This is a genomic window from Phycisphaeraceae bacterium (assembly GCA_020851465.1).
Lineage (GTDB): Bacteria > Planctomycetota > Phycisphaerae > Phycisphaerales > Phycisphaeraceae > JADZCR01.
This window is the reverse complement of the sequence record JADZCR010000006.1, coordinates 652080-668286: the sequence shown is the minus strand read 5'-3', so window position 1 is coordinate 668286 and position 16207 is coordinate 652080. Positions and strand designations below refer to the sequence as shown.

13 protein-coding genes and 1 tRNA gene are annotated in these 16207 nt (G+C 52.0%); 5 read left to right on the top strand and 9 right to left on the bottom strand.

All coding sequences use genetic code 11. The features are described from left to right. Positions 1-118 precede the first annotated feature (118 nt). Positions 119-985 (top strand): hypothetical protein, encoded by an 867-nt coding sequence (locus IT444_09385; GenBank protein ID MCC7192978.1) that lies wholly within the window; start codon positions 119-121, stop codon positions 983-985. A gap of 31 nt (positions 986-1016) precedes the next feature. Here the strand turns inward: IT444_09385 and lon are convergent, their stop codons facing one another. The 7 genes from lon to IT444_09350 form a co-directional block, all read right to left on the bottom strand. Next, positions 1017-3593 (bottom strand): endopeptidase La, encoded by a 2577-nt coding sequence (lon, locus tag IT444_09380; protein MCC7192977.1) that lies wholly within the window; start codon positions 3591-3593, stop codon positions 1017-1019. Between the two features lie 89 nt (positions 3594-3682). Then, the gene (locus IT444_09375; protein ID MCC7192976.1) at positions 3683-4099 is read right to left on the bottom strand and encodes an Hsp20/alpha crystallin family protein; all 417 of its coding nucleotides are present in this window, start codon (positions 4097-4099) and stop codon (positions 3683-3685) included. A gap of 107 nt (positions 4100-4206) precedes the next feature. Next, on the bottom strand, positions 4207-5424 hold the full coding sequence (locus tag IT444_09370; protein ID MCC7192975.1) for a Gfo/Idh/MocA family oxidoreductase: 1218 nt from the start codon (positions 5422-5424) through the stop codon (positions 4207-4209). Positions 5425-5599: 175 nt separating this feature from the next. After that, positions 5600-6376: a ribonuclease HI family protein gene (locus tag IT444_09365; GenBank protein MCC7192974.1), complete on the bottom strand. Its 777-nt coding sequence runs from the start codon at positions 6374-6376 to the stop codon at positions 5600-5602. A gap of 148 nt (positions 6377-6524) precedes the next feature. Then, on the bottom strand, positions 6525-7280 hold the full coding sequence (locus IT444_09360; protein MCC7192973.1) for a hypothetical protein: 756 nt from the start codon (positions 7278-7280) through the stop codon (positions 6525-6527). Between the two features lie 176 nt (positions 7281-7456). Beyond that, positions 7457-8281, bottom strand: a complete 825-nt coding sequence (locus IT444_09355) for a hypothetical protein (protein ID MCC7192972.1) — start codon at positions 8279-8281, stop codon at positions 7457-7459. Between the two features lie 191 nt (positions 8282-8472). Next, complete coding sequence (locus IT444_09350; protein MCC7192971.1) at positions 8473-9726, bottom strand: acetylornithine/succinylornithine family transaminase; 1254 nt, start codon at positions 9724-9726, stop codon at positions 8473-8475. Between the two features lie 207 nt (positions 9727-9933). On the opposite strand from IT444_09350, the gene IT444_09345 reads away from it, so the two are divergent. Further along, positions 9934-10965: a hypothetical protein gene (locus IT444_09345; GenBank protein MCC7192970.1), complete on the top strand. Its 1032-nt coding sequence runs from the start codon at positions 9934-9936 to the stop codon at positions 10963-10965. 137 nt (positions 10966-11102) lie between these two features. Here IT444_09345 and IT444_09340 read toward each other — a convergent pair whose 3' ends face one another. After that, complete coding sequence (locus IT444_09340; GenBank protein ID MCC7192969.1) at positions 11103-11423, bottom strand: HU family DNA-binding protein; 321 nt, start codon at positions 11421-11423, stop codon at positions 11103-11105. Between the two features lie 473 nt (positions 11424-11896). On the opposite strand from IT444_09340, the gene dnaK reads away from it, so the two are divergent. The 3 genes from dnaK to hisA all read left to right on the top strand — a co-directional run bounded on the left by dnaK (position 11897) and on the right by hisA (position 15092). After that, positions 11897-13825 carry a molecular chaperone DnaK gene (gene dnaK, locus IT444_09335; GenBank protein MCC7192968.1) on the top strand — a complete coding sequence of 643 codons (1929 nt, stop codon included), beginning with the start codon at positions 11897-11899 and terminating at the stop codon, positions 13823-13825. A gap of 171 nt (positions 13826-13996) precedes the next feature. Beyond that, positions 13997-14070 (top strand) — tRNA-Val (locus tag IT444_09330). A gap of 299 nt (positions 14071-14369) precedes the next feature. Next, positions 14370-15092 (top strand): 1-(5-phosphoribosyl)-5-[(5-phosphoribosylamino)methylideneamino]imidazole-4-carboxamide isomerase, encoded by a 723-nt coding sequence (hisA, locus tag IT444_09325; protein MCC7192967.1) that lies wholly within the window; start codon positions 14370-14372, stop codon positions 15090-15092. Positions 15093-15104: 12 nt separating this feature from the next. On the opposite strand, the gene IT444_09320 is transcribed toward hisA, so the two are convergent. Then, a complete protein-coding gene (locus tag IT444_09320; GenBank protein MCC7192966.1) occupies positions 15105-16175 on the bottom strand; it encodes a PEP-CTERM sorting domain-containing protein in 1071 nt (356 codons plus the stop codon). Positions 16176-16207: the final 32 nt, after the last annotated feature.

Here is a 16207-nt window from a genome sequence, read left to right as displayed (position 1 = left end):
GGACCGGTGTGATGTGTATTTTACGCATTGATCCGGGCACGTCGCCCTAAACGATCGCGCTGGTGTTTTGAGCATACTCATATGAGTATTAGTTACAGACACTGAGGCTACCACTCTTATGAACTTACACTATGTGACCTACAGCGAGCCATCAGGGCTTGCTAATCGTCTTCGGTTGCATTGTTTGGCTCACGCTTACGCCTTAAAAACAGGGCGAAAGCTTGTGACGAACTGGAAGCGTAATAGCCATTGTTTTGCAACCTACCGCGATCTGTTTGTGGGAGGACCATCTGAATTAGGCGAATTGCAAAAGTGTGAGCAGTTTTATTTTCGACTAGTGAGACGATTTCGCAGATCGACATTTGAAAACGGTAACCTTCCGGATGGGAAAGGCGTCGAGTGGCTACCAGATCTGCCGGAAGCTCTGGTGGATATAAGCAATGTGAAAGCAAATACGGGCACAGGCTCACGGCTTGGGTCTTATCATTCACAAGTTATAGCCAACCTTGAACCGCTTCCTGAAATTAAGGAGGCAGCAGCAGACTTCCTCGGCAAGTTTCAAGCTCCCCTCATCGGCATACATGTTCGTCTAGGGGATTTTGTAAAGAAGTATCAAGAATCTTTGCCTCCGATGGATCGGTATGTAGCCATGTTACGGCATATCTCTGCAGTGCGACCAGCGGCTGTATTCATTCTGGTAAGCGATGGTGATGAACAGTTCCTGGCGCCCTTGCTGGCGACCGGTCGCTGTCACATGCGTCCTAAGAAGAACACACGTTCGACGGTTGATGGCATCAAAGACGCACTGACGGATCTTTGGATGCTTGCATCCACGGATCTAGTAATCGGTACACCCTATTCGTCATTCAGTGGGTTCGCGGCAATGATGCGTAACAAACCCATCCTGAGGGCCTCTGCGGACTGGATGATGAAAGTGGATGCTGCTTTGACGCCGGGAATGACCTTTCAAACTCGCCCAGGTTGAGCGTTGCTGTGTCCACCCAACCTGCTGATATCTAGGCCGTCCTCACCGCTTGGTCCGGCCCAATCTCGCGGTTTCCCCTCGTTCGAATCGGATCATTCATCAGTAGTTTGTCAGACCTGCGGATGGCCTTGCGGATAGCGTCCTTGCCCAATGCGATATCCAGTACCTCGTCCACAATGTCAACAAAAATAAACTTGCATTTACGCTTAACCTCTGCATCCACCTCATCAAGGTCCCGCTTATTTTGTCCGGGCAGAATGATTGTTTTAATTCCGGCTCGCATGGCTGCGAGACTTTTTTCTTTTACGCCGCCAATGGGAAGTACTCGTCCGCGGAGCGTAATTTCACCAGTCATCGCCAGCGCAGGTTTCACGGGAATATCGAGCAGAAGGGACGCAACCGCCGTGTACATGGCGATACCCGCGCTGGGGCCATCCTTGGGTACGGCACCGGCAGGAACGTGAATGTGAATATCCCGTTCCGCCAGCCGTTTGAGATCGAAGTTGAAGGAAGGCGCACGAGTTTTGAACACACTTACTGCAGCCGTCACCGACTCTTTCATCACATCGCCGATCTGTCCGGTGAGGGTGATGACACCCTTGCCGGGGAATGATGTGGCTTCGATGAACAGGATATCTCCGCCGACAGGGGTGTACGCCAGTCCGATCACCACGCCGGGTAACCGTGACTTCTCATCTACTTCGCGCAGATGTCGCTCAGCGCCCAGGAGTTTTCTCACCAGCGCAGAATCGACGGTATAGACTTTTCCGTTTCGCTTGCTTGCCCCAGCCACTTCCGCAGCGACTCCACGGCAGACCGCTCCTATCTGGCGTTCGAGTTCACGTACGCCAGCCTCGCGAGTGTAGTCATTGATGACTTTACGAATGGCTTCAGGGGTCCATTTGCAGTTATCACGGGTCAAGCCATTCTCGATCAGTTGTCTAGGGACGAGATATTTCCGCGCGATTTGGAGCTTGTCATTGTCCGTATAGCCGGGGATGTCGATGATCTCCATTCGATCACGCAGCGGGGCGGGTACATTCCCAATGTAGTTGGCCGTTGCGATGAAGATTACCTGCGAAAGATCGAATGGCACGTCAAGGTAGCGATCGACGAACGCATTATTTTGTCGAGGATCCAACACTTCCAGCAATGCGCTGGCTGGATCACCGCGAAAATCTGCTCCAAGCTTGTCCACCTCGTCGAGCATCATGATGGGATTGTTCGTCCCCGCCCGACGCATCTCCTGAATGATCCGGCCTGGCATAGCTCCGATATAGGTTCGACGGTGACCGCGAATTTCCGCTTCGTCACGGATACCACCAAAGCTCATGCGTACAAACTTTCTACCCAGCGCGTCAGCGATCGATTGCCCCAGACTGGTCTTACCTACTCCGGGCGGGCCAACCAGACATAGGATCGGACCACGGCCGGTTGGGTTGAGTTTTCGTACCGCTAGGTACTCAATGAGGCGTCGTTTAACTTTGTCCAGATCAAAGTGATCGCGATCAAGCGTCTTTCTCGCGCGGCTCAAATCGAGATTGTCCTCACTCCGTTTGTTCCAGGGAAGGTCGGCGAGCAGTTCAAGGTAGGTCAAGATCAATGAGTACTCAGGACTGGCTGGCGGAATGGATTCGAGACGGTTGAGATCTCGTATCGCCTCCGTCATCACTTTTTCCGGCGGCTTGGCGGCCTCGAGCTTTTTCCGCAGTTCTGCGACTGCCTGACCTGTGCCATCCTGGTCTTCGCCGAGTTCCTTCTGAATCGCTTTCAACTGTTCACGGAGGAAAAACTTTCGCTGGCCCTCTCCGATGGATGACTGTACATCCTGTTGAATTTTTTGTTGGAGCTTGACGATTTCAAGCTGATTCGACACATGTTGATGTACAGCACGGACACGCTTGGCGACGTCCGGTTCTTCGAGCAGATCCTGCTTCTGCTGCAGACCAAGATTCAGGTTTGCCGCCAGGAAATCCGCGAGATTGCTTGGGTCTTCGATATTTACCAGTACGGTGACAGCCTGTTCAGGAGCGTTGGGAGTAAGCTCGATGAGCTGGCGAGCCTGTTCGCGGAGCTGTGCCACCGCGGCGTCGAATGTCTTACGCTCAGTTGGCAAAATTTCTTCGATCCGCTCCACCTCAGCTTTGAGGTAGGGTTTGGTCTGAATGAACTTTTTGAACGCAATACGTCCCAGACCATGAACGATGATTGAAACCGTCTCGTCGGGTTGACGAATGAGTTTGAGCACCATTACAGCGGTGCCGACCTGATAAAGTCCTTCAGGAGCAGGTTCTTCCTCAGATTCATCGCGTTGGGTTGCCAATGCAATAATTTTTGACTGTGGCAGCCACTCATCGAGCAGCCTGCGGCTGGCAGGCCGGCCAACGCCCAATGGGGAGACTGTTCCCGGGAACATCACAGTTCCGCGAATTGGTAGAACTGGGATGACATTCGGAATATCTACACGAGCGGGAGACAACGATTCACCTGCCACTCGACTCGTAACGGAACCTTCGAGCTTTGGTGTCGTGGATACCTCTTCGGCGGTGGTAACTCGTGCGCCGATGGGTGATGTCTCGTCTTCAGGTTTCGGTTTCTCTTCCGACAAGGCGATCCTTTTCTTTATTTTGGCGTTGCTTGATTTATCTTCAAAACTGCGGAGTAGTAAATGCTGCTGGTCCTATCTACTAGTTCCGATCATCCTGGATCACGAAACGGAAGTCTGATCCAGAGCATGCCGCTTCGATACAGAGATTCGACTTTAGACAGGTCCACATGTTCGGGTAATTGAATTACACGGCAGAACCGGCCGTGGTCGATCTCCATTGTTTCAATTCGCATCGGCTCTCCTTCCTCCCGTTTAGGTTCAGGGGCTGGTCTCGATCCTCGGATTGAGAGCGCACCAGGCTGGATGTGCACATCAATATCTCTTGGATTGACTCCCGCAAGATCAACACAAACTTCGATACGTCGATCGAACCTGTAAAAATTAATCGAAGGAGACCACGTATCCACTGGACAGAAATCACCTGCATGCCACTGCCACAGCTTGCTGATCATCTCATTAAGATGGCCAGCCATCTGTTCCAGTTCATCTCGCGGTGCGGATGGCATAAAACTCCTCGCGTGGACGTCTAATCTTATCCCGTTCGATGATGTCGAGCACTTTGATTTACTAGAGGTTGTCAGATCAACATCATGTGATTCGCCGTACGCTAAGGTCAGACAAGTGCGGTTTCTCGTCTTGCAGCGTGCGTTAATCCCGGTAACTCATCCACCGTAGGAATGGGCTGGAAGGTGTTGGTTAGACTCGATTCACGAGCTGCCAAGCACATCGCAGCACTGAGCAGGCCGTCGCGCAGCGATGAGCGCGAGGGAGTTTGCTTCGTGATGATCTCGATAAACATCCGCGCCAATTCAAAATCGCCGCCCATGTGGCCGGTACTGGATCGGACGTTGATTTTGTCCACGCGACTGGCTCCATGGTGATCCACCACGCGTATCTCGTCGGTGTACCAGTCAAATTCCAGCGTGGCGTCATAACCGGTGATAATCGCGCCTCGTCTTCCCGCCGCTTTGCGTGAGATGAAGTTTTGTGTGTAGCTCACATGCTCACCGCTCTCATATTGGATCAGTGCTGAACCAGCATCCTCGTTTTTGATATCCCGGCTGAACGCACAGGGATGATCATTCGCATCCATCCCGCCGGGGTCACCACGCATCTTCAGATGTTTTGGACTTTCCTTGCATGTATCAGTCTGATCACATTTGGAACAGACCAGATCATGCGGTTTATCGCCAACATAGATCTTGCGCGTAGTGGTGGCGGCGATGCGGATAGGCTGTTTACCAAGCATGAGATTGATGTAGTCGAAGTCGTGTGTCGCTTTTTGAAGCCATAACCCTCCCACCTCGTCATAGTTGCGGTACCACGAGCCGTAATAGACTCCGCCGTAGGGAACGTTATTGAATGCCTGAACCTGATTGACCGTTCCCAGCCGACCGGAGCGGATGATGTTGAGTGATGCAGTGAAGAGTGGCGTGACGCGCAAGGGGAACGAAATAACTACGGAATCTTCTCGTCCACGATATGCAGTCGCCAGTTGCGAGAGTTGATCCTTTGTGATGGCTACAGGTTTTTCAAGAAAGAGCGGCAATCGAGTCGGTGCAACTTTTACCGCATATGGTGTATGAAGATGACAACGGGTGCCGATAGCCATAGCGTCGAATTGATGAGCGTGTTCAAGCAGGGCGTCAACAGTGGGGTAAAACTTTACATGTTCGGATTTGGGCATACCTTTCCAAAGCAACCTGTTCCGCACTGCAGATTCATCAGGATCAACAATGGCGACTAACTCGATATCGGAGCTGACGGCAACCATTTGCTGGATCATGCCTGTAATGCGACTACCCATACCGATGACTGCTAGACGGATCATGTGAGACTCCGAGGTTTTCTGGTGGACAAACGGAAAGCAGCGAGTGTAACGGAACGCCTATACATGTGCGATACAGAAGCCGTTCGGGCCACAGTTACATCCCGCAAGTAGCGGGAAAAAGTTAATTAGAGAAACAAAGAAACAGTCATGCTTTTCATGCGAGCAAGGCCGAGCATCAGAGCTTTTCGAGTTTTACAATAACGCCGCAGCGGCTGCATTTAGTTTCACTCGTAGTCTCATGGTCATCTGCCTTCACGAGTGGGCCGTTGTCAAGAGCGGCTTTTGCTGCATGGACACATAGCCCCTGCGGAGTGGTTGCAGTGAAAGAATACGGTTTGCCCGCAAGACAATTCGGTGCAGGACAGCCGTCACGATCATCTGATGCGAGAGTAGCTGTCCAGCGAAGAACACCCGGTACATCGCTCGAAGGTCGAGTAATCGATGCCTTGGGTACAACCTGTTGCGAGGTGGTACTGAGTGGCCGACGGATAGCCAGATGCGGATTACGATCTTCACTGAGAAAGTCACTGGCCGATACGACTACCACATCGCGTTTGGCATCAATAGCCATATTCACCAATTCGTCCGCTCGCTTGTTTTCAGTTCGGTAAACGTGTTGGATCTGCCAAAGGTCGATCTGAAGAAGGAGCCGCTGTGCGTGTTCGTACAACGGCTTAAGATCGGGTGATTTAACTTTGTATTCACCCCTGATTTGGCGAACCATTAGTTCGGAATCGCTGAAAATCCGCGCATCAGTCGCACCAAGATCAACCGCTAGTTCGAGGCCGCGAATAAGTCCCTGATATTCCGCAACATTGTTCGTAGCTTTACCGAGAAAGTAACCTCCCTCATGGAGGGTAAAAGCGGGTTCTACGCTCTGAATGACCACGCCGGTGGCGGCAGGGCCAGGATTTCCGCGAGCACCGCCATCAATGTGAATCGTGATTTGCATAAATAACGGGGTCGTGGGTGGCAGCAGGTGAGATAGTCAATGATCAACCACGATCCGCTGATATCAAAAGGGACAAAATGGGTGCGAGGTAAAGATCAGCCGATGACAACAACCAATATGGGGAGAACGATCGTTATGAGCTGACGATTTATTTTGAGGTGGTGAACGAAGCTTTGAGGTCCTCCTCCATGTAGAGAATGCGCCCACAACTGGGACAGAGGACCAGATCGTCTGGTCGCCGCATCAGAGCATTGACTCGCTCTACAGGTAGCCCCATGTAGCAGCCTCCGCAGTTGTATTCCATATTGCGACGGCTCTCTTCGGTGACAGGGGCAAGAGCTTCACCCTCGTGTATTTCAGAAAGCCTATTGAACTGAATCCTGACCTCGACAGGGACTTCCTGTTCAGCAGCGTCACGTTTAGCGGTTAGTTCGTCGAGTTGCGTACCCAGTTCCTCGCGAGACTTATTTACTTCGCTTTCGGCAATGACAACGAGTTTTTGTTGTTCCTCGGCTTTGCCGTCAAGTTCACCGGCCTGTCCCTTGAGTTGATCAACCTTAGTCATTTGCTCAAGAGCTTGATCTTCGAGTTTGCCTTTATCGAGTTTCAAAGTGTTGACCTCGATGAGCAGGGCTGAATATTCCTTATTATTTTTGACGCTGTTCATCTGTGCTCGCAGCGTCTCAACCCGGAGATCAACGTCTTTGACTTGTTTTTCGAGAGCGGAAGCTTTCACGGAGTTTTGTTTAATCTGATCGGCCAGTTCAGCACGTTGTCGTTCAATCAAATCGAGCTTGGTTTTCTGTTTCTCTAATCGTTTCGTAGATCCATCGAGCCGAGTCCGCATTCCGCGGAGTTGCGAGTCGAGAATGAACAAATCACGAAGCTTTTGTTGCAGGCTCATAAGAGGCTCCGAGGCATGGTGAAATCTCCGCACCAAAAAGTTCTCGCGCGTTGGAATATGCGAGCAACCTTAGGGGGAGAGGCAATTGTAGCACATTAGCCCTCCTTGACGGAGACATTTTATGGAAAATTGGGAGAGCGAAATCAGACCGTATTTCCGTGACCGTGCATTGCCGCTTACGAGGCCAGCGCAAATACCAGCAGTATTTGTCGGGGTTTACGGCGACCTCCGGAGTCAAGTTTTAATAAAAGGTCTGCTAGCCGTAACCGTCTGGCTCGCTGTAGCTCGGTTGGTTGAGTTGCAGGATGATTCGTCGGTTGCGACGTAGGAACACCAATCATGGTTTTCGAACTGGTTTCAGTCTCTGTTGGCACAGGAGGATCTATGCCAACGATTAGATATTGATTTGGAGGCAAAGGTACTCGGATCCGTAATGCATCAAAGACCAATCCATCAAGCTCCGACTCCTGTGGTTCGCGAGGTAACAAAGTGGTTCGTGGCCAATAGTGTTGAGGAGTCAGTTCGACGGAAACGTATGCGTCATCGTCTGAAATGATACGGAGCAGAAATCGCGTTACGCCGGGGGGTAATTCGGCTACAGTTACTTTGCCGTCGCCATCGCTGATCGGCAGATGAATGGCCCCTCGCAAACGATTGGGTGAAATTGTCATTAAATCGTGACGTGAGGCAATGACCAGTAGCTGTTCCGAACCTAGGACCGGCTGTAGTGCTTTGGAGAATTGCTCCGTTTGCGCAGTATCGAGTAAGCGCACTCGCAGGCCGTTGTCCCGCCAGAGTTCGAGCGTCTTCACATCGATATCCGGCAATTTGGTTAACGCCCACGCGTTGTCGAGCGATATCTCGGCAGGTAGTTGGATGCGCGTTACACGAATACGGTTGGCTTGAGGCTGCGTATGTGGCGTTGTTTCTCTTTGCCGAGTCGAGCCAAGATCGCGGAATGTGGGTAAAGGCTCCTTACGAGAGTCAGGCTGGCAACTCATGGATACGCCAAGTGTCAGCAAAACCAGAAATAAAATACTTCCTCGATGACTGCAGGAATGGTTTCGCTCGCTTGTCATTTCGATACGTAACTCGATACGGATACGGCGTGCAAATCATCGGTGGTCGATGCGTGTTTGCGCATAGGCAACGCTGAGTGTGCCGCGGGATGAACCCGCGAGAAGCTTGCAGTTTATCCCGCTATTACGGCTTCGATCACATCCAGGCCGTGATCCAGCTCTTTGCGTGTGATGACAATCGGTGGAGCGAGCCGGAGTACGGTGTTCTGTGTGCCGTTGATTAAGACCCCTTGTTCCATACATTTGTTGACGACATCGGCTGCGCTCTTAAACCAAGCATCTTTGGCAGAAGGATTCAGTTCGATACCAAGAAAGAGACCTTTGCCGCGGATTTGCTTTATCGCAGAACACTTCTTGCGGAACTTTGTCAGTCGGTCAACTACGTGCTCACCGAGTGTGGTGGCATTGGCGAGCAGGCCGTCACGCTCGATTACCTCAAAGATCCGTGCACTGACAGCCATCGACAGGCAGTTACCTCCAAGTGTTGTGGCATGCGCGACCATGCCATGCTTGCGATAATCAAAGTGGTCCCAAACACGTGGTCCTGCGCACATCACCCCGACCGCCAACCCGCCTCCAACACCCTTGGCGAGGGTCATGACGTCCGGAATCACACCCCAGTGCTGATGCGCAAAAAACTTGCCGGTACGACCACATCCGGTCCATACCTCATCAAATATCAGCACCATATTTCGCTCGTCACAGAGTTTCCTCAATGCGGCAAAATAATTGTCATCAGGTATGTTGCATCCGCCCTCGCCCTGAATTGGTTCGACAAGGATACCGATGGTCTCATTGTCGAGGACATTCCGAATGGCCTCCAGGTCATTAAACGGGACGTTGATAAATCCATTAAGCCACGGTTCAAATCCATGGCGAACTTTTTCCTGGCCGGTCGCCATCATGGTGGCAAAGCTCCGACCATGGAAACTGTTGAGCATGGAGATGATTTTGTAGCGAGGTCCATTTTTGCCGGGGTGTTTGTGGCCATGAAGACGAGCAATCTTGATTGCAGCTTCGTTGGCGTCGGCCCCGCTGTGGCAGAAAAAGGATTTTCCACCAAACCCATGTTTGGCAATAGTTTCCGCCAGCAGGGTTTGCGGTTCAGTGTGTAACAGGTTACCCACGTGCCAGAGAGTACGGGCCTGTTGATTCACCGCTTTGACGATTTCTGGGTGGCAGTGTCCGAGGACGCTGCCACCAAAACCAGCGAAAAGGTCAAGGTATTCCTTTCCCTCCGCATCCCATAAACGACATCCTTCGCCGCGCACCATTGCCACCGCATATCGGGGGAGATTAACCTCCATGAATTGCTCGTGGCGTTCAATAATTTCCTGTGTCTTCGTGATCGCTGCGGTGGTCGCCAACTCGGATTCTCCTTGAAGTATGCGCGGGAATACACATTGTACCCATGATGCACTGCAGTCTGAAGACGAAAATCAGAGACAAGGTGTGCAGGTGAGTGAAGAACAAAAGCCCCTCAGCAGCAATCTGTACTTGCTTGCAGGGTAATGTGGGCTTTTTATTTCGCCTCGTCATTTGCCACATAACGAAAGATCCACGAGCATCGCATCATGACGCGTACGTATGTAATACTTGATAGCTTGCAGGATGCGGCTTTAGGGAAACGACTATCCGCTGCCTGGTTCAAAGTAGGATTGGTTAACGCTGTAGATGTCACCGGACAATATGCCTGGCTGGAGCCTGACGCCAGATCAGGTTTTACCGAGCTAAAGGAAGTGCATATCGACGGAGCAGCAGCCATCGCGCGTGGGTTCGGTATCGAACTGCGTGATCGCGCCGGTTCAACCTATCGCCCTGATAACGATCTGGCCGCGATGCGACGGCAGATCGCTTATGAATACAAATCCCGATTTGCGACGGCACTGGTCTTTGGCCTGCCTGCACTGGCACTTCACTACGCAGCTCCTGTTCTGGCTGGTGGAGGCGATGATCCCCGATCGATGGTCTATCCATGGATTTTTGAGTTGATCCTTGTTGGTTGGGCGTGTCTTGCTGCAGGATGGCCTATTCTCTGGCAAGGCGCATTAGCCGCGATCCATCTCCGTTCCACGGCAGATTTGTTGACGACACTGATTGTGCTCGCATCTTTTTTCCCATCAGCCGTGGGATTATTTTCGATGGGCTTGCGGGAACGACCTGTCTTAATAGCTACACATGGCCCGTTGTTTTATGCGGCGGTGATTGCCATTATTCTCGCAACGCTGCAACGCTGGCTGGTGCATCGCGTCACGGATCATCTTTCTGGTCGCGTCACGTATCTCCCTATTGGTTGGGATCGACTCGTTGCTTTGTGGATCGCGGTTGCAGTGGCGGTCATGGTATTGGTTGGATGGCGGTGGGGTATCGCATTGGCACTCGTGTTTCCTCCCATGCTTGGACTCGGCGCAGTCAATCGCTGGAGTCCAGGCTGGTCGTTGGTGTTGCCTGTAATAGCATTTGCAGGGTTGATGTTGGCTAGCCAGCGAATTCTGCAAATCAGAATCGACGATATTTCAATCGAGGTTGCTGCGAGTTTTGTGTTGATGATGTCGATGATGTTTGTAATCGGGTGGCGAACCTGGCGTCAGAGGCGTTCCACATAACTTGATTCAGAAGCGCAATAATCCAGTCGGTATAAAAAAAGCCCCTGACTTCGGAGCGATGTCAGGGGCCTTTGGTTTTGTCACGGGACGCAGGTCTGAACTAAACGGCGCAGCGATTTCATCGCGGCGCGGGGGGTTTACTTCGCCATGTCCTTCAGGCCACGCAGAGCGCGAACCTTAACGACACGGCGGGCAGGCTTCGCCTTGACTTCCATCATCTCGCCCGGCTTGAACGGGTTCGGGCGAGTACCAGCCTTGGTGGCGGGTTTGGTGATACAGGTGATCTTCATCAGACCCGGGACAGTGAACACGCCCGGACCTTTCTTGCTCAGTCCGCTCTGAATCTCGCCAGCCAGCGCGTCAAAAACCGACGCGACCTGCTTGCGGGAAAGCTCGGTCTTGTTGCTGATGTTTGACAGAATCTCGCTCTTGGTGGCGCCTTTACCAGTCTTTGCCATCTTGCATCTCTCCTTAGAGAAAAAGGGTGGAACCGTCCGTGACACCCGGCACAAAGTCCGGGAAAAATGGGGCATTCGCCCCTACCTTTCGGGATTCTGTCTGTTTTTCCCGCACAATTCAAGCGGCTAATTAAAAAGAGGTGGAAAAAATAGCGAATTTCTACATTGACCTCACCTTGGATCACGGTGGCCTTGGATGCTCAAGTCAGCCACAGTGCCAGCTTGAAATATCTTTTCATTGCGTTGTCAATTTGGCAGGCTACGGGGACTATGATCCGTTGGTGGCAGGACGTGTATGGGTCGCTTGTCGTGAAATGTAATGGAAATGCCGTGAAATTATGGCCTTTTGATGAGTTTATGCACGTTCCGTTGGCACTACCTTTGCAAAAGATCACGTGGTGTCAGCTTGGTCGGAGGATTGTCCTATTGTCGGCCGGGTAATCCACGGCACCCTTTTATAAGGCAGAAATACCATGGCAAAAACAATCGGCATTGACCTGGGGACCACAAACTCTGTCGTCGCGATTATGGAAGGTGGTTCGCCCAAAGTGCTCATCAATAGCAGCGGCAGCCGCATCACTCCATCAATCGTCGGCTTTACCGACAAAGGCGAACGCCTCGTCGGGCAGACAGCCAAGCACCAGCAGATCACCAATCCCCGTAACACTATCTATTCGATCAAGCGATTCATGGGTCGGCGGCACGGCGAGGTTCACAGCGAAGAAAAAATTGTTCCCTATGAAGTCGTCGGAGGCGAAGACGAACTCGTCAAGGTGAAGGTGCGTGAAAAGCTATACACGCCACAAGAAATCTCCGCGATGGTGCTTCAAGATCTCAAGAAGACTGCGGAAGACTACCTCGGCGAAAAAGTAACCAGCGCTGTGATTACTGTGCCGGCATACTTCAATGATTCTCAGCGTCAGGCGACCAAGGAGGCTGGCGAGATTGCCGGCCTTAAGGTCGAACGCATCATCAACGAACCAACCGCAGCAGCTCTGGCGTATGGTCTGGATAAGAAAAAATCAGGCAAAGTTGCAGTGTTCGATCTAGGCGGTGGAACCTTCGATATCTCTATCCTCGATATTGGCGATGGTGTGTTTGAAGTGCTGTCAACCAATGGCGACACGCACCTGGGCGGCGATGACTGGGATCAGAAACTGATCGACTTTCTGGCAGAAGAGTTTCGTAAGCAGGAAAGCATTGACCTTCGCAAGGATGCGATGGCTCTGCAGCGTCTCAAAGAGGCAGCCGAGAAGGCCAAGATGGAGCTTTCTACGACTCAGGAGACGACGGTAAACCTTCCGTTCATTACCGCCACCGCCGAAGGGCCCAAGCACCTGCAGATCACGATTACACGAGCAAAATTTGAACAGCTTTGTATCGATCTGTTTGAGCGTTGCCGTGGGCCAGTGCTCAAGGCTCTCCAAGACGCCAAGCTGTCAGCGGATCAGATTGCCGAGTGCGTACTCGTTGGTGGCTCGACTCGCATGCCTCGCGTGCAACAGATCGCCAAGGAAATTTTCAAGAAAGACCCCAACAAGAGTCTTAACCCCGATGAAGTCGTTGCCATCGGCGCTGCGGTTCAGGCTGCGGTACTCCAAGGTGAAGTTAAGGATGTGTTGCTTCTTGACGTTACCCCGTTGTCTTTGGGCATCGAGACCCTTGGCGGGGTGATGACCAAGCTCATCGACCGCAACACGACCATACCCACTTCGAAAAAGGAAACTTTCTCAACCGCGAGCGACAACCAAAGTGAAGTGACTATTCACGTATTGCAGGGCGAGCGAGAATTTGCCAATGACAATCGAACTTTGGGTCGCTTCAACCTTGCAGGTATCGCGCCAGCCCCACGGGGAATGCCTCAGATCGAGGTTGAGTTCAACATCGATGCCAACGGCATCCTCAACGTCGCTGCAACCGACAAAGGCACGGGCAAGACTCAGAAGATAGAGATCAAAGGTTCCAGCGGTCTCTCGAAGGAAGAGATCGAGAAAATGAAGAGGGATGCCGAGGCTCACACCGCCGACGATAAGAAAAAGCGTGAGTTGGTCGATGCCCGTAATCAGGCGGAAAATCTCGTCTATCAGACTCGCAAAGATTTACAGGAACACGGCGACAAGGTCTCGCCTGAAGTGCGTGGAAAGGTCGAATCTGCGATCTCGAATGTTGAAGCGAGGATTAAGGAAGACGACGCCGAAGCCATTAAACGAAGTGCTGCTGAGGTCGAAAATGCCCGAATGGAAATGGGTAAGGAAATCTATGACAAGACCGGCGGGGCCTCAGCGGGAACCGGCCCCGGAACCGACACAGGCAGTGATCGAAGCGGACAAACAGCTGGAAGCGGCGTAGGTAAGAAGGGTGGTGACGATGTGATTGACGCTGAGTTCGAAGTCAAGGAATAGTGGTTCCACGGACTTTACATCAACAGAACTTACTAGCCCTGGAAGCTTTATTTCCAGGGCTAGTTTTTATAGGTACCGACCTAACGGGATGTAAGGCGCAACTACCATAGAGGTGCTGGTTGTTGAAGGCGAGACGAACAGTAGCGATGACGCGGGTATAATGCCGTTCTCGGGCGATTAGCTCAGTTGGCTAGAGCGCCTCCTTTACACGGAGGAAGTCGTGGGTTCGAGTCCCTCATCGCCCACTGTAATTAGTTTGGGTGCCATCGCACCCTGTTGCAGTATCTCGAAAAGCCCCGCAAATCGCGGGGTTTTTCGTTTTCCGGCTTTCGACTTGCGAGACCTTTCGGCTCCCTTCGTGCAGCTGCTGCGCCGGATTTTGCGACGCTACCTGATAGGTGTCGTACGCGAAGCATGGCCATCGTTCACCATGAAAGGCGTTAACCATTCATTGATGTTTCAGCTTACGGGAAACGACTCAATTTCAAAGTTTGACTTCCGCAGACAGGGAAGGAATATAGCCGACTCTTCACGGACTTAGATTATGTTTCTTTTCCCATCCATAGACCTTCGCGACGGCAAGGTCGTTCGCCTTCAACAGGGGAATTACGACCAGCAAACGACCTATGGCAACGACCCCATTGCTCAAGCCAGATTATTTGAGCGGGCGGGGGCGAGTTGGCTGCATGTAGTGGATCTTGATGGAGCACGGATTGGTCGGGTCGCCCATGTCGAGGTCATTACTGCCATTTGCCAAGCGACCAAGTTAAAGATTGAGGTCGGCGGAGGAGTTCGCAGTGAGGCTGCTATTGATGCCTTGCTTAGCGTTGGTGTAACACGAGTCAGCCTGGGAACTGCTGCGCTTCAAAATTGGAAATGGTTCGAAAAATTGGTAACTAACTCTTCCTATCAGAACAGGATAGTGCTGGATTTAGGTGCCAATAAGGGGAAGTTGACTGTCAGCGGATGGGAAAAGCAGTTGGATACAACTGCCTTGGAAATTGCTCAGCGTGTTACCGATTGGCCTTTAGCCGCGATTGTGTACACAGATATCGCCACCGATGGAACAATGAAGGGGCCGAATCTTGAAGCAACCGCACAAATTGCTGGAGCTACCAAGGTGCCGATTGTTTCGTCCGGTGGCGTAGGAACTCTGGATCACCTGCGACAGCTACGCCGCCTACCGCTTCAAGGAGTAATCGTTGGACGTGCGCTGTATGAGGGTGCGTTTACCCCAGAGGAAGCCATCCGTGTAGTGGAGCTGTGAATCGCTATTGTCTTATCGTGATCGTCGGCGACTGAGCACAGCTGCCATACCGCCCATCAGTAACGCGAATGAAGCCGGCTCAGGAATCAGCATAGCGTATTGATCCTGGTAGTAATAGAGATTGGCCATATACGTGCGCATGTCAGCATTGGCGGAGGAATATACAGCAGCAAATAGTGCTGAACTCGGTGGGGCAGGTGGTGAGCCTTTGAGCAGCAGGTCCACTGTCAGATTGATACCGGTTAGATCCCACTGTCCACCACGCTTGATGAAAGCGGGTGCACCGGAATCACCTGCAGCTCCCATTGCTTCATCGGGCAGAGCATCGCCGTTACCCGGAGAGTTGAATTGAGTACTGAAAGACAAGGTATCGCCATAGCCACTGTCAGGTATTTTGAACAGCGATGGTGAAACCTTATTTTGGCCCCATTGGATGAACTGATTACTTCCACTCCAGTTGTAGCCGGTTTCACTGACGGAACCGCCACCGTAGTAGTCGTTGTAATCCACTCCATTGAAGTACGTGGAGGTTGAGGCGACACGCGTCCGCCCTAGTCCAGTCATATCGATGGTTTCGCCCGTGGTGACAGGTGCGGTCGCTAAAGTGATACCTGGAATTGACGAGGGAACTCCAGCAAGACGAAAGACCATGAGATCCGCATAGGTTGACCATGTACCGCCGAACGTAAGGGCTACGAGAGTGTTGTTGAGAAATACGGCCGGGTCAGCGGTAGGGTTGTACACCACGTTATTGAGTTCGACAGCAAACTTGGCTCCACCTGACGGGTGACGTGCAGCAAGTACGTATCCATTTCCTAGATAAACGGAACCAGCCGAGCCATGTGTCGGCACATTATCTGTAAACGTAAACCCGCTCGGCGGTGCGCCTGCTCCTGTGGTGCTTTCAACGACCAGTGCGTTAGCAGAGGGCACCCAGCCAAATATGGAGCAAAATAGCACTACTGCACAAGACAACGGTGCAACTAACCGACTCTGCGTCTTGACCATGAAACTCTCTCCCTCAACATTTTTAGAGGCAAGCGAGGAATACACACCATGCTTGCCGTGATACTGTCGCATCAAGTGTAACTCAGAAATGCACGGAAGCCAGCGAA